General features: G+C 44.0%; 14 protein-coding genes. 11 read left to right on the top strand and 3 right to left on the bottom strand.

What is annotated here, in order from left to right; translation table 11 throughout:
• Positions 1 to 62 precede the first annotated feature (62 nt).
• From CK503_RS08065 to CK503_RS08055, 3 genes are all read left to right on the top strand, one after another.
• Positions 63 to 2072, top strand: a complete 2010-nt coding sequence (locus CK503_RS08065) for a copper-translocating P-type ATPase (RefSeq protein WP_095606292.1) — start codon at positions 63 to 65, stop codon at positions 2070 to 2072.
• Positions 2073 to 2147: 75 nt separating this feature from the next.
• On the top strand, positions 2148 to 3476 hold the full coding sequence (locus tag CK503_RS08060) for a Na+/H+ antiporter NhaC family protein (protein WP_095606291.1): 1329 nt from the start codon (positions 2148 to 2150) through the stop codon (positions 3474 to 3476).
• 219 nt (positions 3477 to 3695) lie between these two features.
• The gene (locus tag CK503_RS08055; protein ID WP_095606290.1) at positions 3696 to 4184 is read left to right on the top strand and encodes a DUF4168 domain-containing protein; all 489 of its coding nucleotides are present in this window, start codon (positions 3696 to 3698) and stop codon (positions 4182 to 4184) included.
• A gap of 58 nt (positions 4185 to 4242) precedes the next feature.
• Here CK503_RS08055 and CK503_RS08050 read toward each other — a convergent pair whose 3' ends face one another.
• On the bottom strand, positions 4243 to 4848 hold the full coding sequence (locus CK503_RS08050) for a DNA-3-methyladenine glycosylase (protein WP_095606289.1): 606 nt from the start codon (positions 4846 to 4848) through the stop codon (positions 4243 to 4245).
• 2 nt (positions 4849 to 4850) lie between these two features.
• Entirely contained in the window at positions 4851 to 5756 is a 906-nt protein-coding gene (locus CK503_RS08045; protein ID WP_095606288.1) for a YihY/virulence factor BrkB family protein, read from the bottom strand.
• A 129-nt stretch (positions 5757 to 5885) separates the two neighbouring features.
• On the opposite strand from CK503_RS08045, the gene mutS reads away from it, so the two are divergent.
• Positions 5886 to 8570 (top strand): DNA mismatch repair protein MutS, encoded by a 2685-nt coding sequence (gene mutS, locus CK503_RS08040; RefSeq protein WP_095606287.1) that lies wholly within the window; start codon positions 5886 to 5888, stop codon positions 8568 to 8570.
• Between the two features lie 315 nt (positions 8571 to 8885).
• Here mutS and CK503_RS08035 read toward each other — a convergent pair whose 3' ends face one another.
• Positions 8886 to 10520, bottom strand: a complete 1635-nt coding sequence (locus tag CK503_RS08035; protein WP_095606286.1) for a redoxin domain-containing protein — start codon at positions 10518 to 10520, stop codon at positions 8886 to 8888.
• Between the two features lie 407 nt (positions 10521 to 10927).
• Between CK503_RS08035 and CK503_RS08030 the strand changes: the two genes are divergently transcribed.
• The 7 genes from CK503_RS08030 (at position 10928) to CK503_RS08000 (ending at position 18370) form a co-directional block, all read left to right on the top strand.
• Positions 10928 to 11413: a GbsR/MarR family transcriptional regulator gene (locus tag CK503_RS08030; RefSeq protein WP_095606285.1), complete on the top strand. Its 486-nt coding sequence runs from the start codon at positions 10928 to 10930 to the stop codon at positions 11411 to 11413.
• Positions 11414 to 11469: 56 nt separating this feature from the next.
• On the top strand, positions 11470 to 12426 hold the full coding sequence (locus tag CK503_RS08025; RefSeq protein ID WP_095606284.1) for an alpha/beta fold hydrolase: 957 nt from the start codon (positions 11470 to 11472) through the stop codon (positions 12424 to 12426).
• A 3-nt stretch (positions 12427 to 12429) separates the two neighbouring features.
• A complete protein-coding gene (gene fabG / locus CK503_RS08020; RefSeq protein WP_095606283.1) occupies positions 12430 to 13173 on the top strand; it encodes a 3-oxoacyl-ACP reductase FabG in 744 nt (247 codons plus the stop codon).
• Complete coding sequence (locus tag CK503_RS08015; protein WP_095606282.1) at positions 13173 to 14162, top strand: 3-oxoacyl-ACP synthase III family protein; 990 nt, start codon at positions 13173 to 13175, stop codon at positions 14160 to 14162. The genes fabG and CK503_RS08015 overlap by 1 nt, the downstream gene beginning before the upstream one ends.
• A 94-nt stretch (positions 14163 to 14256) precedes the next feature.
• A complete protein-coding gene (locus CK503_RS08010) occupies positions 14257 to 15807 on the top strand; it encodes a sodium/pantothenate symporter (protein WP_095606281.1) in 1551 nt (516 codons plus the stop codon).
• Positions 15808 to 15810: 3 nt separating this feature from the next.
• A complete protein-coding gene (locus CK503_RS08005) occupies positions 15811 to 17301 on the top strand; it encodes a class I adenylate-forming enzyme family protein (RefSeq protein ID WP_095606280.1) in 1491 nt (496 codons plus the stop codon).
• Entirely contained in the window at positions 17294 to 18370 is a 1077-nt protein-coding gene (locus CK503_RS08000) for an alpha/beta hydrolase (protein WP_095606279.1), read from the top strand. The genes CK503_RS08005 and CK503_RS08000 overlap by 8 nt, the downstream gene beginning before the upstream one ends.
• Positions 18371 to 18442 lie beyond the last annotated feature (72 nt).

The raw sequence follows: 18442 nt of genomic DNA, 5'->3' as shown, positions 1-18442 counted from the left end.
CAGAGGTGTAGAATAGTTTAAATTACTGAACACTACCTAATTTTAATTTAACTTTTTGAGCTATGGAACATCAGCACGAGGAGCACGAACATCATGAAGTTCAAAATGGACATGAAAATCACCAGGGACATCATGCCGCTATGGCAGAGGATTTTAAACGGCGGTTCTGGATTTCGCTGATTGTTACGGTACCGATCTTAGTACTGTCTCACATGATTCAGGGATTTTTGGGGCTTGGAGATAGCCTGCAATTTGAGGGCGATCTGTATATCTCATTTGTACTGTCATCCTTTGTTTTTTTCTACGGCGGATGGCCTTTCCTGAAGGGGTTATATGATGAGCTGAGCAAAAAAGAGCCCGGCATGATGACGCTGATTGGGCTGGCTATTACGGTAGCTTATGTGTACAGCACGGTGGTAGTGTTTGGTGTCGAGGGTGAAGTCTTTTTCTGGGAGCTGGCCACGTTGGTGGATATTATGCTGGTAGGCCACTGGATTGAGATGCGTTCGGTGATGAGTGCTTCTCGTGCCCTCGAAGAGTTGGCGAAGCTGATGCCCGGTGAAGCTCATCGCGTTACGGAAGATGGAGATACAGAAGATATTCCCCTCGAGGAATTGGAAGTGGGAGATCGTGTACTCATAAAGCCTGGCGAAAAAGTGCCGGCTGATGGAACTGTTATAGAGGGAAACTCTTCAGTTAACGAATCACTGATGACGGGCGAATCAAAGCCGGTATCTAAAGAGGAGGGAGATGAAGTTATTGGTGGATCGGTGAATGGAAAAGGGTCGTTAAAAATTGAAGTAAATAAGACAGGTGATGATTCTTTTCTATCGCAAGTGATTGAGCTGGTTAAGCAGGCGCAGGAAAGTAAATCGCGTACCCAGGACTTGGCTAACCGCGCGGCCTTTTGGCTTACATTAATAGCATTGGGAGCCGGAGCGTTGACGTTTTTTGGGTGGACGTACTTTTCGTCCCAAAGCTTTATTTTTGCACTGGAACGTACCGTTACTGTAATGGTGATTACGTGTCCGCATGCATTGGGATTGGCCGTGCCGCTGGTGGTGGCCGTTTCCACGTCACTGGCTGCCCAGAACGGTTTCCTTATTCGTAATCGAACTGCTTTTGAACAGGCCCGGGCGGTGGACGCCATTATTTTTGATAAAACCGGTACACTCACAGAAGGGCAATTTGGGGTAACCGATGTGCTGACGTTCACCGACTCATATGATGAGGATGAACTACTAAAACTGGCAGCATCCGTGGAGCAAAATTCCGAGCATCCGTTGGCGGAGGGGATCCTCGAAGCTACCGATACAACCTATGAGGTGCAGAGTTTTGATTCGATTACCGGCAAGGGGATCAAAGGAATAGTAAATGGAAAGCAGATATATGTCGTAAGTCCCGGATATGTGGAAGAACAAAACATGGAGCTGCCTCGGAAGCGGTATGAGAAGCTATCCACGGAAGGAAAAACGGTAGTGTTTGTGATTGTTGATGATGTGCTGGTGGGAGCTATTGCGCTCGGTGATCAGATAAGAGAAAGTTCGTACGAAGCCATTCAAAAGTTAAATAATATGGGTATTCGCTGCATGATGCTGACGGGTGATAATGAACAAACCGCGGCTTTTGTAGCGGAGGAGCTGGGACTCGAAGAATTTTTTGCCGAAGTACTTCCTGAGGAAAAAGCTGATAAAATTAAAGAAGTGCAGCAGCGCGGACTTAAAGTAGCGATGACCGGTGATGGGGTAAATGATGCTCCTGCTCTGGCTCAGGCCGACGTGGGTATTGCCATTGGGGCGGGCTCCGATGTTGCCGTGGAAACAGCCGATATTATTTTAACTGACAGCAATCCGAATGACGTGGCCGCTGTGATCCAATTGGCCAAATCCACCTACCGAAAGATGATCCAAAATTTGTTTTGGGCAACCGGATATAACGCTTTTGCCATTCCTTTGGCAGCGGGAGTACTGGTAAGCTATGGCATTGTGCTGAGTCCGGCTGTTGGAGCGGTGCTGATGTCGTTAAGTACCGTAATTGTGGCAATTAACGCCCGGTTCCTCAGCATTGAATAATTGCATTCTACTGGAAAAACACAGATTATTGGCAATAATAATTTGCTTTAATTCCGGTATAGCATTCTGAATACCATGATTACAAATCATCGTGCGGCCAAGCGTTCGCTACTTCCAATTCTGCTTTTTATTAGTCTCTTTTTGGGTACCGGGTTAACACTGCAATTTTTTGGTGTTGACCATCCCTTTCAGCAGTTGCCGGGACAGGTTGCTATCATTCCGGCACTTATTTTGGCTGTTATATTAAATCCTAAATCACTGGCTGATTCTATCGCGGTGCTGATTAAAGGCGCCGGTAATGACAATATTATCACGATGTGTTTTATCTTTTTACTGGCCGGAGCATTCTCCAGTGTGGCGACGGCTACCGGTGGTGTAGATGCGGTAGTGAATGCGGGACTGTTGTTGGTACCACCGGGATATATATTGCCGGGACTATTTGTTATTGCGGCACTCATTTCTTTGGCGATGGGCACATCGGTAGGTACTATAGCTGCTTTGGCTCCTATTGCTTTGGGATTTGCAGAGCAAACCGGAACCGGCGAACCACTCATTGCAGGTGCGCTATTGGGTGGTGCCATGTTTGGAGATAATCTCTCCATTATTTCTGATACCACCATCGCGTCGACCCGTACTCAGGTGGTGGGGATGAAAGAAAAGTTCTGGGAAAACATGAAGTTTGCTCTCCCGGCTTTTATTATCACTACACTTGTGTTTGGCTTTTTAGCTACCGACTCGGCCCCGATTACGCCCGAAGCTTTTAGCTGGGCGGCAACACTACCGTATTTGGCAATCTTGGTACTGGCTGTAAGCGGGATGAATGTTTTTCTTGTGCTTCTTTTAGGAATTGTGATGGCAGCTTTGCAGGGGGTCTTTTTTACCGGCTATGAAATTTCGGCACTTGGTACCGATATTGCCGGGGGATTTGCTGATATGCAGGGTATTTTTATACTGGCGATGTTTGTGGGGTCATTGGGAGAATTTATTAAACAGCAGGGAGGTCTGCAGTGGATATCGGATCACATCAATCGATTGGCAGAAAAAGTATCCAGAACCGGAAATTTTGCTCAGCAGTTTGCGATTGGCGTGCTTGTTTTTATCACCGATTACTGTATCGCCAACAACGTGGTTTCTATTGTTGTGACCGGTGACCTGAGTCGAGACTTGGCCCGAAAGCACGATATTTCTCCCAAACGAAGTGCTACTGTACTGGATACGTTCGCCTGTATAGCTCAAGGCTTTCTACCCTATGGCAACCAAGCTCTGTTACTTAGTGGTACCTTTGCTATTTCTCCCTGGGAGGTTGTAACCCACAACTATTTTGGGGCAGCACTGTTGGTGGTTACCATCGCAGTCATATTTCTCGGTACGTTATCACAAAATCCTTTGGTCATCTCCGAATAAAAAGTATTCATGAAGATGCATATTCCGAAAAGAAATGTTATTCAACGATACTGAAAGTGGAGTATAATTTTTTGTAAAAGCATTCGTTAGCCCACCTCAAATCACAAAAGCCCTAAAACAGCTTGACAAAGCTATTTTATATCGGAGTAAATTATCTCTATGTTTACAGGGCTTATTTTTAAAGTAAGATCTATTTAATTTTAAATTACTCAATATTTTATGAAGTTTTTTAAACAATCCGCGGCTTTTGTACTTGGTTTTCTGTTAATGGCCGGTTCGGTCTTAGCACAAGGCAATCCCATGCAACAGAAGATGCAGCAAACACAGCCAGACAGTATCAGTGATGAAGAGCTGAAAAAGTTTGCCGCTGTTACCAGTGAAGTAAATGAAAAAATTGATGCCGAGATTGTCTCCTTATTAGCTGATAAGGAGATGGATCCTGAGCGGTTTCAAGAGATTATGATGAAACAAAGGAATCCTCAAACTGATTCTGCGGATGTTTCAGAGCAAGAGCAGAAAACAGTGGATGAAATCCAGCCGAAATTGATGAAGGTTCAGCAAAAAGAAATTATGAACGCAATGGAGAATAATGGACTTCAGCCACAGCGATTTCAAGCTATTGTAAAGGCATTGCAATCAAATCCAGAGGTAGTTAAGCGCTATCAGAAAATTACACAAGAACAGCAGCAGCAAAACGGACAGAACTAACGCTCTTTTTTGATATTCCATTTTGAAAGCCTGTTTCGTTTAGCGAAACAGGCTTTTTCTATTTCTGGCTCACCCATTTACTTTCTTGGGGATAAAAACGCCACGGGAGCTTTGCATCTTTTCCGGCGTAATCGACTCCTACCCGTTTATTTGCTACCAGGGAAGAACCAAAATCAATCTGCCGATCTTCTATCCAGATCGAATTTGCAATAAGTGGTGTGCCATCAAAACCGGTGGTGATGCCCAGCGCCTGGGTTAACCGCCCGGGACCTGCGGTTAGTGCAGGATTAATGTTCTCTTTGTTGCGACGCTGCAACATCTCTTTTTTGCCATCAAGAGGTTGAATAGCACGGATAAGAACAGCATCAGCTTTGTTTTTAGCATTTGTAACCACATTAAAAAGGTGATGAATGCCATAGCACAGATAGATGTACGCAATGCCCCCGGCTTGATACATGGTTTCCGTTCGATCTGTTCGGGTACCATTATTGGCGTGACATGCTTGGTCGCCTCGGCCACAGTAAGCTTCCGTTTCGGTGATAATTCCACTGGTCAAAGAAGCACTGCCGATCCGGGTACATAATACCTTGCCAACAAGTTCTTGTGCTATGGATACTACATCTTGTCGCCGGTAAAAAGAAAGGGGAAGCTTCCGGTTGCTCATATTTAAGAAATCGTAGTATAAGGATTTTCTTGCATGTTTTTATCCTCCAGAAATACTTCCTGATATGATTTTGCAATAATGGTGGTAACCACGAAAAGAACTGCTGAGTAGAAGGCCCATATGCCAATAATAACCAGAATCGTATATCCTTGATAGAAATAACGATAGGAGCTTAAAGCATACTCGAGGTAGTACCCTACTCCCATCTTGGCAAGTTCGAAGAGGGCCGAATAAACCACTGCTGCCAGTAAAGCTACTTGCGGTTTCATCCGTTTTTCGCTGATATATCGAAAGATGATGAAAAACAGGATGAGGGTAAATAAAATGGGAATCAGGAAGTTGAGAAAGTCATAGATCCAGCCGATCTCAAAGACGATATTGGTAAAGGGGAGTGCAAGCTTGTCGATTGATACCAGGGAAATCAGCGAAATAACCAGGCTAAAGAACAGGAAGGCTCCGCCAACCAAACCAAAAGTAAAAAAGTTATAGACCATTTCGAGGATAGGGTGGCGCCGATCTTCAATCTCGAAAATATCGAAGACTACGTGCTTGAGCGTATGGAAAAAGCCCTGCGAGAAAAAGACTAAGATAATGGTACCCACAATACCGAAGATACGCCGCGCCCCGATAAGCGGTTCAAGGAGGGTTTCTAACGTTACGGCTCCACGAAATACATCACTGCTGTGCGATTCGTAGGTAAAGCTTGGAAATAACTCGCGTCCATAGCGTAATATTTCAGCAAATGCTTTTTCATAGGAGAGAATATACCCGATGATCGAAATCATCAACAGTATAAATGGGATAGCACAAATAAAGATATTAAATGTGATGGCGGAGGCGTTAAAAAACACATCTTTCTTTTTTGCCAATTTTACGATGAGCCGCCAGAAATCCTTATACTTCTGCACTGATCAATAAATGCTGATTAATGAGTTTACGAAAGTTACATTGTTCGCTTTTGTTTTGCTACTCTAATTTGATCAAAAGATAACGAACTTTACAAAATTAAATTCTAAGCACAAAAACACTGCTTGTAAATGAGTACCAAGTCCAAGTCGTTAACCCCGCTGATGCGCCAGTATCATCATATAAAGGAAGAACATGAGGGTGCTATATTGCTTTTTCGAGTGGGTGATTTTTATGAGTGCTTTGCTGATGATGCGGAGCTGGTCAGTAAAGAATTAGGCATAACCCTGACCAAGCGTAATAACGGGGGTGATCAAACTCCTATGGCAGGATTTCCTCATCACGCGCTGGATACCTATTTGCCAAAGTTAGTAAAGAAAGGTTATCGGGTGGCCGTTTGTGAGCAGGTGGAAAATCCATCCGAGGCTAAGGAGGCAGGTCGTAAGATCGTGAATCGCGAGGTGACTGAGATTACAACTCCGGGTGTAACGATGTCGGAAAAGCTGTTGGAGCACAAGCGGAATAATTATGCTGCGGCTGTATATTGGGATGGAAAAACTGCGGGTGCCGCTTTTGCTGATGTTTCTACCGGAGAATTTTCGGTAAGTGAAGTTCCCAAAGATCGGCTCGATGATCTGATGCAGTCTATTGCTCCGGCGGAGCTGTTGTTGTCTCAAAATCTTAAGAATAATGTGCCCGAATTTCTGCTCGATTATAACATGACGTTTATTGAGGAGTGGGTCTACGAAGGTGAATACGGTTATAATTTGCTGACGGATCATTTTGAGACGCATTCTCTCAAAGGTTTTGGTGTTGAGGATTTGGAGGTTGCCCACGTGGCAGCCGGCGCACTGATGCATTATATCCAGGAAACACAGAAAGCTTCGCTGGGACATATCAAGCGTATTCAGAAGTTTGAGAGCAACGATTTCATGTCTTTGGATGGTTCGACCAAACGAAACCTCGAGCTTACCACCACGATTCAGGAAGGAGGTAGTAGTGAGGGCACCTTGATCTCTATTTTGGATGACACTGCTACGGCTATGGGCGGACGAATGCTGCGCAAGTGGATTATGCGTCCGCTAAAACGGATGAAGCCCATTCGCGCTCGCTTGAATGCGGTGGAATCACTGAATGTAAATCACGATGTGCGGGAAAAGGTGCGCGAAGAGCTTGAAAAGGTCGGTGACCTGGAGCGGCTCATTTCGCGTATTTGTGTAGGACGTGCAAATCCCCGTGATTTGGTGAAGCTGAAAGACTCCCTGGCACAGACGCCAATCACAAAATCACAGTTTAATCACCTCGATGAGTATCTGCTCAACGATATTCTGGAGCGCATGAAGTTGCTTATCGAGGTTCAGGAAAAGATCGAGGAAGCAATTGTTGAAGATCCTCCTACCAGTCTGCGCGATGGGGATATTTTTAAGGATGGCTACAATGAAGAGTTGGATGAGCTTCGCAATATCGCCCGCAATGGCAAGGACTATATAGCGGATATCAAAAACGAGCTGGCCGAGGAAACGGGCATTGACTCACTAAAAATCGGCTACAATAAAGTGTATGGCTATTACATTGAGGTAACCAATACCCATGCAGAAAAAGTGCCCGAACATTTTATTCGTAAGCAGACGCTGGTGAATTCCGAGCGGTATATAACACCCGAGCTCAAAGAGGTTGAAGAACGTATTTTATCCTCCGAAGAGCAGAGTAAGGGTTTAGAATATGATCTTTTTGAGGAGTTGCGTATTGAGATAGCAGGGTTTGCCGAGGATGTTCAGCAAGTGGCACGAGCAGTTGCCGAACTCGATTGCCTGCAGAGTTTTGCAGAAGTGGCGTATCACAATAATTACTGTAAGCCGGCTATTGCTGACGATCAGAAAATTGATATTACAAAAGGACGTCATCCGGTAGTAGAGAAAACACTGCCGCCGGGAGATCCGTTTATCCCAAATGATATTCATACTGAAAATGAGGATGAGCAGATTCTGATTATTACCGGTCCCAATATGGCGGGTAAGAGTATCATCCTGCGCCAGACCGGCTTGATAGTACTCCTGGCTCAAATCGGCTGTTTTGTTCCGGCCGAGGAAGCCCATATCGGATTAGTAGATAAAATATTTACACGTGTGGGAGCGTCGGATAATCTGGCTGCGGGAGAAAGTACGTTCCTCGTTGAGATGAATGAGGCTGCTAATATCCTTAACAATGCTACTCGCAATTCTCTGATCCTGCTGGATGAGGTTGGGCGGGGAACCAGTACGTTTGACGGACTCAGTATTGCCTGGGCGCTGGCGGAGTACTTGCATAATCAGCCTTCAGTGGCAGCCAAAACGCTTTTTGCCACGCACTATCACGAGCTTAACGAGCTCGAGAACATGTATGATCATATTGTCAACTACAATGTGTCGGTTAAAGAGCACGATGACAAGGTGATCTTTCTGCGTAAGCTGGTTCGCGGCGGTGCCGATCACAGCTATGGAATTCAGGTAGCTGACATGGCTGGGTTACCCTCAATTGTTATTGAGCGAGCCAAAGAAATTCTGTCTAATCTTGAAAGTCACAGCTTAGATCTTACCGACAGCAACGGTACGCTTGAAGATGGGGCCAAGAAAAAGAAAGCGGCCGTTAAAAAAGCGGCCAAAGAGATGGAGAAACAAGATCAAATTACGCAGCCGTCGCTGTTTCAGGCGCAGCTCGACCCCAATACCGAGCAGCTCATTGATAAGCTTGAAGCATGTGATCCCAACCGGATGACGCCCATCGAATCATTGATGCTGGTTTCGGAGCTCAAAAAGCTGGTTGAAAAGCGGAGTTAATCCGATCCGAGAAGTAGAGCGATATTTATCTCGGTTTTTAGTTTCTGTAATTCTGAAACGAGTTCCGATTCCGAGTACTCGAGAAGAAATTTTTATCCAAACAAAGATCTCTCCCTGACGGTCGAGATGACAGTCAGAGTAGTTGTTGTTATTAAATTGCTCTGTTTGGCTGGTCGATTTCTGAGCTCATACTTTCCACCTAATTCTCATTTCGAATAGAGTGTAACGAAATGAGAAATCTATGTTTTCTCGAATGGGGAAAATATAGATATTATTGGCGAAATCGATTACGTTTGTTCCGATGTGATTTAATTGCTACTTCAAATATTGTTCGATCGTTGGAATGAGTTCTTGGCCGGATAGGCTACTTCCTTTTTCCAAAACTTTTCCGTCCGGACCGATGAGGTAATGTGTGGGGTATCCGCGAACCAGAAATTTTGAGCTGCATTTTCCTTTTTCATCCGTAATCTGCGGCCATGGTAACTGATATTTTTCCAATGCTTTATCCAGTGATTCGCGACTTTGATAGGCAAAACCAATCATCTCAAAATTTTGATCTTTAAATTGTTGATAGGTTTTCTTCAGCAATGGGATTTCTTGGATACACGGTCCGCACCAGCTACCCCAGAAATCTAAAAGGATATATTTTCCCCGCAGATTCTCTGAGCTGAGTATTTTACCTGTGACAGCAGTTGCTTGCCAGTCAGGAGCCGGTTGTCCGTCCGCAATCTTCTTTTTTGCACTTTTATTTGGTGCAGGACGCAAGCGAATCCATTCTCCGTGGGGTTCAATATTGGCAACTTGCCAGCTGTTTTCTCCAAGTTCAAAAGATGGATAACTGAAAAACTTCTGTTTCCTGCGCATTTGACTAAGATCACTACTGTACACTTCATTGGAGCCGGAACCAACTTCCAAGGTGTCGTTTTGGTTGCGGTCGATGAGCACCTGATTATGACTACTAAATGGAATGAAATATAGGGTAGAAACATAAAATATTTGATCATTATAAGTTGCCCGGCGATTTTTGAGTGGTAATTCAAAGGTAAGGTCGGGTGCATTAGTACCAGGACTGGAAGTGTATCCTCTGGGTAAATCAGGGGCATATTGAAGAGAAAAAGTAACCGAGTCGATAATCGTGTTGTTATTTTTTATTTCTTTAACCGGAATTTTTCCCGACCATTCGTACTTTTCTTCATCATTACTGATGGTGAATACTTTTTCCTCTTTTGAGATTTTTTTATCACCGTTCTGATCAACAAAGATATTCCACGGACCTTCGGGGGCTGTTTTTGCTGCAGAAATGAGCTGGAGATCATCAGTAGTAGCTGAAACCTTCTGGTAATAATAGGTGGCATCGTAAAAATTATCGGGTATCTCTTTAACTTGTGTGGCATTTTTATTGAAATCATAAAATTGAGTGCCGGTTGCTTTGTCATATAAAACTGTACCTATGCCATCCATCAGATGGTCATCAGACATTATAGTGATATCTGCCTCTTTTAGTTTAAGATGCGGCCAGTTTTGCGTCAGTGACTTTGGTGGGATATCATGCCAGGCTTCAACCGTATCTCTGACAGTTTTAGTCTGATTAAATACTACTTTTCGAGTGGGGCGATAGGTGTAGTCAGCGCGTTCCTCTGCACTGTAAATCGAGCCGCGAGTATATTTGTAGGATTCTTCACTGTTTTTGGGAGCTGTTATACTGGTGGTCCAGCTGCCCTCGCGATATGTCAGTGGCTGAGCATATTCTTTTTGCCCAAATCCTTTTCCCTGATTGCCCGGATCCCAGCTGTTGAGTGATCCCGCCCCAAAGATAGTGGCGTCCTCCGGGGTGGTCTCCGGTACAGCTACTTCAAAGGTTACGGTAACGCTGTCGGATACCGGTTGATGAGATGCAGCAGACGTTAAATTGGATAAGATCCCAAGTAAAAGAAACACAAATAATTTCATACTGGATAAATTTCTTATCGAGTACTACTTATATAGTATTATATGTCTTAAAAATCAAAACCCATATAGTAATATTCTAATTTAGAAATGAAGTATATGTTAAATGACCTGTCTTGTGGAATATATGACAGTGCTAATGTAACGGGACAAGTGTTGTAATTTGTTGGCAACAAGATCTTTCTAATGTCTATTTTGTACATTATCAACTCCGATTTACTACTTTTAATCGTCGATTTGTAGCTACTGATACATTAAAGGTCGTGTACCCAGATTATGGGCAAATCCATGCCTAAATAGGTCCGAGAATTTTTATATTCAAAAATAAGTTTCATTTTGTTTGCAAATATTTCAAAAGTTTCAAATTATAGTACAGCAATTTTAGCGCAGCAGTAATAACCAAAATATTTATGGCAAAGAATAGAGATTTAACTCAACAGATTGTAGCCGATTTTGCCGAGGGATATAGCAATTTTGGCTTAAACCCATTGATGGGACGCATTGTAGGGCTTCTTATTATATCGAAAGACCCACAATCGCTGGATGATATTGTTGAACAACTGGAAATGAGTAAGGGTCCTATTTCACAGATCTGCCGGCGGCTTAAGGAACGCGGACTGATTGAAAAGGTTTGGATTCCGGGTGATCGCAAGGATTATTACCAGGCAGCGGACGATATATTTGGCAAGGCTTATGCCAATCAGATAAACAAGATGCAGGATAATATAGAGATTGCTGAAAAATATCTTTCCATGGCCCAATCGATGGATTCAGATGATGCTGAGTTTATTAAAAAGCAGATGAAGCTAATGAAATCTTTTTACGAGTTGATGGATGAGTACAACAAAAAGTTTGTTGAAGCGTGGGAAGAAAAGCACCAGGAGCTAATGGAATAATTTTTTTTATCAATTAACGTTTGGAACTTTTCAAATATTTAATAAATTAATTTTCTATGGACGAAAGAAAGCGAATATCGGTTTTTTTAGTAGGATTTATACTGTTGCTGGTCTTCTCTACTGGCAGTATACAGGCCCAGATCAACCAGTTTTCAGATCTGGATTACCCGTATTCCGTCGAGTATCAACAGTTGGAGGATGGGCAAAAAGTTGCCTATATGGATAAAGGCAAAGGGGAGCCGATTATCCTGATTCACGGACTCGGCAGTTATATTCCCGCGTGGAAACAAACTATACCGGCGTTGTCAGAAAAATATCGTGTTATAGCATTGGACCTACCTGGATATGGTAAGTCATCCAAAGATGTGGATAGTTATTCCATTCCGTCTTTTGCTAAAACAGTTGCTGACTTGCAGGATTCACTGGAAATTGAAAAAGCTACTTGGGCAGGCCATTCCATGGGTAGTCAAATTGCATTGTGGGCAGCGATAGACTATCCGGATAAAATTAGCAGGCTCGTACTGTTGGCCCCGGCCGGATTTGAAACCTTTACGGAGCAGGAAGGGGCAATGATGAGTAATTTCGTAACGCCACAATCTATTAAAGCTACGCCAGATTCCCTTATCCGTCAGACGTTTAAAGCAACGTTTTATGATTTTCCCAAGGAAGCACAGTTTATGATCGAAGATCGGGTGGCCATTCGATCGGCGGAAAATTTTGACGGTTATGCACGTGCCTATGCTGGATCGGTGCAGGCAATGTTGGACGGCCCGGTATTTGAGGAATTATCACGTATTAATCACCCTTCGCTCATCATTTTTGGCAAGCAGGATATGCTGATCCCAAACCGACAGCTCCACAGTAATTTAACAACAAAAAAAGTAGCAGAGTCGGGACATGAGCAGTTGCCTAATAGCAAATTAAAGATAATCGATCAGGCCGGACATTTTGTGCATTTTGAGCAACCGGAAATGGTAAACAAAGAGATTTTAAATTTTTTAAACAGCAAATAGATTATGAACGATTTTGAAGGTAAGGTAATACTTATTACGGGCGGTGCCGGTGGCATTGGTCGCGAGACGGCTCAGCAATTTTTGGATCGAGGAGCTAGTGTTGAGCTATGGGATATGGATAAAGATGCCGGTGATAAGCTGGTAAAGAAATGGACCGATGAAGGGCATAAAGTTCACTTTGAAAAAGTTGATGTGACTGATTTTGAAGCGGTTAAAAAGGCAATGAATAATTTGCAGGAACGCTGGGAACAATTAGATATCTTGGTCAATAATGCTGGTATAACCCGCGATGCTACGCTCAAGAAAATGAGTCCTGAGGAATGGAAGCAGGTTGTTGATGTAAATCTGAATGGCGTATTCTATTGCGGTAAAGCCGCCGCAGAAGTAATGCGGGAGCAGGAATCAGGTGTTATTCTCAATGCAAGTTCGGTTGTTGGTGTGTATGGTAATTTTGGACAAAGTAATTACGTAGCTACAAAATCTGGTGTGATCGGTCTTACCAAGACTTGGGCTAGAGAACTTGGGCGAAAAGGAGTCCGTGTAAATGCAGTGGCACCCGGATTTATTGAAACGCCCATGGTAGATACTGTTCCTGATAAGGTATTAGAGGAATTGAAAGGGCAGACGCCCTTGGGGCGCCTCGGTAAACCGGAAGACATCGCTTCGGCGTATGTCTTTCTGGCTTCCGAGCAGGCAGCGTTTATTACCGGAACGGTACTTCAAGTGGATGGGGGACTCGTATTTTAATGAGGCATTCCAGAATTATAGCAAGTGGTTCATACGCCCCCGATCGGGTTATCAAAAATGAGTGGTTTAATGAGCAGCTGGGTGAAGATGTGGATACCTGGCTCCGCGAAAACCTGACGATCCGCGAGCGTCGATGGATGGAAGAAGATCAGTCCACCAGTGACTTGTGCGTAGAAGCGGGAAAAGCGGCACTGGAAATGGCAGGACTCGAGAAAGAGGATATCGATCTGTTGATTATTGCAACCGATACGCCCGATTTTATTTCACCTTCGACTGCATCAGTAGTGCAGCAGAAATTAGGGTTAAGTAAGGCTACCTCGATGGATACGAATACCGCCTGTGCCGGCTTTCCTACGGCTTTGACGCTGGCTAACAGTATGATGGTAACCGATTCAGTTTATCAAAAAGTAATGGTGATTGGGGCCTATGGCATGAGCCGATTTTTGGATCTCAATGACAAAAAGACGGTTACGTTGTTTGCAGATGGAGCCGGTGCAGTGATTTTGGAGCCTGCCGAAAATAAGGAAGAAGGATTTTTAGCTTCCGATTTACGAACCAAACCGGAATACTATAAACACATGGGCATCTATGGTGGTGGAGCAGCTGCTCCCGCCGCCCGAAGTGAATCGCAAGGTGATATTCAGTGTCTACAGTTTGTTGAAAAATTTCCCAAAGAAATTAATCCACAGGTGTGGACGGATATGATTCGTACGGTAGCTGAAAAAGGAGACTTTAATACCGATGATATTGCCGGAGCTTATATGACACAAATTAACATCAACCAGATTTGGGAGACGATGGATAATCTCTCCTTGAAGCGTGAGACGGCCCCGACTATTATGGACAAGTTTGGCTATACGGGTTCTGCGGCTATACCGATGGTGTTTGATAAGGCGCTTCGAAGTGATTCAGTTTCAAAAGGTGATATTTTAGTATTTGTGGGATCAGGCGGCGGGCTCCATTTTGGAGCTTGTGCCTATAGATGGTAATGAGTTAAAAAATAGTGGATATAGCCTTTAAGAGTTTATAAAGTCGCCACGCACGTAACTATAAGTCAAATATGACAAGCAAAAACCAATTCAGATGGAATTAGCTTCATCCTCAATGGCAACGGCAGGTTGGATACTTATTCTCTGTTATGCAGGAGTGATCCTCTATTTTGTAATCCGGGGTGCCGGCCAAACGAAAGAGATGGATGATTATGCTTTGGGAAGCGTGCTGTTTTCGCCTACTGCGGTGGGGCTTTCACTGGCAGCTTCCATCACCAGTGCAGCTACGTTTATTATTAATCCCGGCTTTGTATCGTTATATGGGTTTAGTGGTGTCATTGCTATGGGCCTGGCGCTTCCATTGGCAACATTGGGTTCGCTAATTCTTTTTACCAAGGGATTTCGGAATTTTGGAACTAACGTCAAAGCTTTGAGCATGGCTGATTGGATTCGGAAAATGTATGATAGTCGGCGCTTTGGAATTCTTTTCGGATTCCTTTCGCTGCTGCTCATTACTTTTATCGTACTTATTTGTGTAGGTCTCACTAAAGTATTGGCAAGTACCCTTAACATAAGAGAATTTTACGTACTGCTGGGTATCGTCATTTTTATTTTTGGATACATGATGTACGGTGGCGCAAACTCCATGGTGTATACCAATACTATCCAGGCCATACTTATGGTAATTGTGGCTATTATGTTATTGGGATCAGGATATGATCATTTCAGCAATGGTGTAACCGGTTTCATCGATAAGCTAAATACGATTGATCCCAAGCTCACCCAGCTGACCAACGACAGTAGCTTTCTGTTTCGGGATTACTTCGAGATCTTTATAGCTCCATTTATTGTGGGAATTGCCATCGTTTGTCAGCCACATATTCTAACAAAATCCCTTCTCTTGGATCGCGAAGAAGATGTGAACCGCTACTTGGTAGTAGGTATCATTACGCAGTTTTTATTTTTCCTTGTGGTGATTGCGGGTTTGTATGCGCGTATTAGTTTTCCCGATTTAGCGGTTGATGGTGAAGCCCTTGCGATGGATGGCATTGTATCCGCCTATGTAGTGAAAGAGTTTACGGTAGCGATTGCACTTATTATTGTGCTGGGATTGATTTCAGCCGGTATTTCTACCCTCGAAAGTCTTATCCAATCACTTTCCACATCTATCACCAATGATATTATCGAGCCCTTGTTTGGGAAAGAAATTTTTGCAAAAGATATATTTGGACTTCCTGCCAAGTTGGTATACAACCGTTTTGTAATTATAGCCATGGCCATCATTACAGTGTTCCTTTCATGGCAACAGCTGGTCAATCCCAAGTTAAGCGTGGGTATCTTTGCCCAAAACGGAGTGTACGCCTACTTCTCAGCAGCTTTTGTTCCTATTTTAATGGGCATGTTTTTCAAGAACGTACCCAAAGAAGCACCTATTTGGGCTTCCCTTGTAGCTGTTACCGTTCATTTTACGGTGTACTACGGACAGATTCGTGTGCCGTTTTCAGAGGCAGACGGTGAAAATCCGGCTGTAGCAGCAGCACTGGCTATTACAAGTGCAGTAGTGGTAGGATTTGTCATATATGCGGCAAAGAATAAAGGAATTAAACTTCGAAGTGATAACGACAAAGCAACAGCTTCGGTGTAGATTATGAATTATAACAACTGGCTAAAAAAACGAGAACGATATACACCGCAGAAAGAGGCAGTGATTGATACGGTTGGTGGTAAACGTTATACCTATCGGGAACTAAATCAGAAAGCGAACCGCTTGGCAGGATATCTACAACAGGAATGTGGATTGGAAGCCGGAGACCGGTTGGCGGTTGTATCAAAAAACAATATCGAATACCTGATCCTGTTTTTTGCCTGTGCCAAGGTTGGAACCGTTATGGTGCCGTTAAATTATCGATTGCCACAGTCAGGACTGAATGAACTGTTGGATGATGCAGATCCTCACCTGATTGTTTGTTCTGATGAGTTTTCCTTTGTGGAAGAGGGAGCTGCCAAAGCTATTTCGTTTAGTTTGATTACAAAGGTTTTGGATGATTCTCAACCCGATCCTGAACTATACGAGGCTGATGCCGAAGACATTGCCATGATCTTATACACCTCAGGTACGACGGGAAAATCAAAGGGAGCAATGATCTCATGGCAACAGATTCACTGGAATTCCATCAATACTGAAATCAGCCTTGAGCTTACCGGCCAGGATTGTGCTTTCGTTAACACGCCTTTTTATCATACCGGCGGCTGGCATGTATTGTTAACCCCGCTCATCCACCACGGTGGCAAGCTGGTGTTACAGCCCGAGTTTGATGCTGCTGAATGTAATGAGCTTATCGAAGAAGAGGCTATTACGATACTATTTGGCATTCCTACTATGCTGCGGATGATGATGGAGGAACCCAATTTTGATGAAGTGGATGTAAGCAGTGTTCGGTTTGCAATATGCGGTGGAGAGTCATGTCCTATTCCAACTATTAATCGATATAAAGAGAAAGGAATTCCCATTCGTCAGGGGTATGGGTTGACGGAGGCGGGTCCCAACTGTTATTCATTACCGGCCGGAGATGCTATCCGCAAGAAAGGATCGGTTGGATTTCCAAATTTCCACATCGGGGTCAAAATTGTGGATGATGATAACGAGGAAGTTCCACAGGGAGAAGTGGGCGAACTGCTGATGAAAGGTCCGCATGTGTTTGCTGGATACTGGAAAAACCCGGAGGCTACCGAAGAAGCAATTGATAATGGATGGGTTCATACTGGGGACCTGTTTCGGTGCGACGAGGACGGCTACTATTACATGGTGGGACGCAAGAAAGAGATGTACATCAGTGGAGGGGAGAATGTATATCCCGTGCAGGTTGAGAAAGTGATTTATGAACATGACGCTGTTGCGCAAGTAGCGGTGATTGGGGTGCCGGATGAGCAGTGGGGTGAAACGGGTTGCGCTTTTGTGGTCATTAACGATGGTTTTTCTATGACAAAAGAAGAACTGCGAAGTTACTGTCGGAAGCATCTGGCGGGATATCAGACGCCGAAACACATATTTTTTAGGGATTCGCTGCCGGTTGGAGATTCAAATAAGATTCAGAAGCGTGACCTTGAAGAAGAATTTAAAAAGCTATCGAATGAGTAAGATCAATCATTTGTCCGGAATATCGTCGCAGTTTGTAGAGATCGGTCGGCTGCGCATGCATCTGCTTAGGGCAGGTAATAAGCATAATACGCCGATGCTATTTTTGCACGGCAATACGTGCACTTCCACCATATGGGAGGAGTTTATGCTGCAATTTTCGGATGAGTTTTATTGCATTGCGCCCGATTTACGTGGTTTTGGGGACACTGAAAAGCAGATTATCGATGCAACTCGAGGTATCGAGGATTGGCTGGATGATATAACTGCATTAATTAAAAAATTGGATCTCCCTCCGTTTCATCTTGTGGGACATTCGCTGGGTGGATTTATCTGCTGGGGGCTCATTGCCCGGCATGCTACAGATATTGAAACGGTAACGCTCATTTCGCCCGGTCCGCCGATGGGATTTGGAGGCATTCACGGCGAGCAGGGTAAGGCGAATAATCCTGATTATTCAGGTTCGGGTGGAGGAATAGTTGTGGATGCATTTGCTGATCGGTTAAAAGCAGGGGATCGTTCGACTGATCACCCGCTATATTCCCCCAGAAATATGATGAATCGACTTTTTTGGAAAGAAGGGTTCCATGCAGATCGTGAAGAGGATATTCTTACGGCAATGCTGCAAATTCATACCGGAGAAAAATATTATCCCGGAGATTACAAGCAGTCGAAGTATTGGCCGGGTGTTGCCCCGGGCAGGTACGGTCCGGTGAATGCGCTTTCGCCGAAGTATAACCAGGCGTTGCTGAATGACTTTTTGAATACGGAACCGAAACCTCCGCTGCTGTGGGTACATGGGGTAGATGACCATATTATTTCGGATACTTCTTTTTCGGACCCGGGATACCAGGGGAAGATGAGTTTGCGGGAAGGTTGGCCCGGAGAAGCAAAGTACCCGCCGCAGCCAATGACATTACAAATTGAATTTAGCCTTGCTGAATATCAGTCGAAAGGAGGGAAGGTTTTTCGTGAGCACATAAAGGATTGCGGGCATACGCCATTTATTGAAAAGCCTACGTTAACAAAACAAGCACTCTCGGATCATCTTCAAAAAAACAGTAGCCAATAATTTTTTATCGATAGTATTTGAAAAATTTAAAAACTTTGATAGTCATAAAAATAAATTAGTCGGATGTTTAAC

This window comes from Fodinibius salipaludis, assembly GCF_002287075.1.
Lineage (GTDB): Bacteria > Bacteroidota > Rhodothermia > Balneolales > Balneolaceae > Fodinibius > Fodinibius salipaludis.
Note: the sequence above shows the minus strand (reverse complement) of the source record. Positions and strands in the feature narration are given on the sequence as shown.

What these genes read in the sequence shown, in the direction of transcription:
- CK503_RS08065 (WP_095606292.1), top strand. Translation starts at nt 63, where the DNA reads ATGGAACATCAGCACGAGGAGCACGAACATCATGAAGTTCAAAATGGA.
- CK503_RS08060 (WP_095606291.1), top strand. Translation starts at nt 2,148, where the DNA reads ATGATTACAAATCATCGTGCGGCCAAGCGTTCGCTACTTCCAATTCTG.
- CK503_RS08055 (WP_095606290.1), top strand. Translation starts at nt 3,696, where the DNA reads ATGAAGTTTTTTAAACAATCCGCGGCTTTTGTACTTGGTTTTCTGTTA.
- CK503_RS08050 (WP_095606289.1), bottom strand. Translation starts at nt 4,848, where the DNA reads ATGAGCAACCGGAAGCTTCCCCTTTCTTTTTACCGGCGACAAGATGTA.
- mutS (WP_095606287.1), top strand. Translation starts at nt 5,886, where the DNA reads ATGAGTACCAAGTCCAAGTCGTTAACCCCGCTGATGCGCCAGTATCAT.
- CK503_RS08035 (WP_095606286.1), bottom strand. Translation starts at nt 10,520, where the DNA reads ATGAAATTATTTGTGTTTCTTTTACTTGGGATCTTATCCAATTTAACG.
- CK503_RS08030 (WP_095606285.1), top strand. Translation starts at nt 10,928, where the DNA reads ATGGCAAAGAATAGAGATTTAACTCAACAGATTGTAGCCGATTTTGCC.
- CK503_RS08025 (WP_095606284.1), top strand. Translation starts at nt 11,470, where the DNA reads ATGGACGAAAGAAAGCGAATATCGGTTTTTTTAGTAGGATTTATACTG.
- fabG (WP_095606283.1), top strand. Translation starts at nt 12,430, where the DNA reads ATGAACGATTTTGAAGGTAAGGTAATACTTATTACGGGCGGTGCCGGT.
- CK503_RS08015 (WP_095606282.1), top strand. Translation starts at nt 13,173, where the DNA reads ATGAGGCATTCCAGAATTATAGCAAGTGGTTCATACGCCCCCGATCGG.
- CK503_RS08010 (WP_095606281.1), top strand. Translation starts at nt 14,257, where the DNA reads ATGGAATTAGCTTCATCCTCAATGGCAACGGCAGGTTGGATACTTATT.
- CK503_RS08005 (WP_095606280.1), top strand. Translation starts at nt 15,811, where the DNA reads ATGAATTATAACAACTGGCTAAAAAAACGAGAACGATATACACCGCAG.
- CK503_RS08000 (WP_095606279.1), top strand. Translation starts at nt 17,294, where the DNA reads ATGAGTAAGATCAATCATTTGTCCGGAATATCGTCGCAGTTTGTAGAG.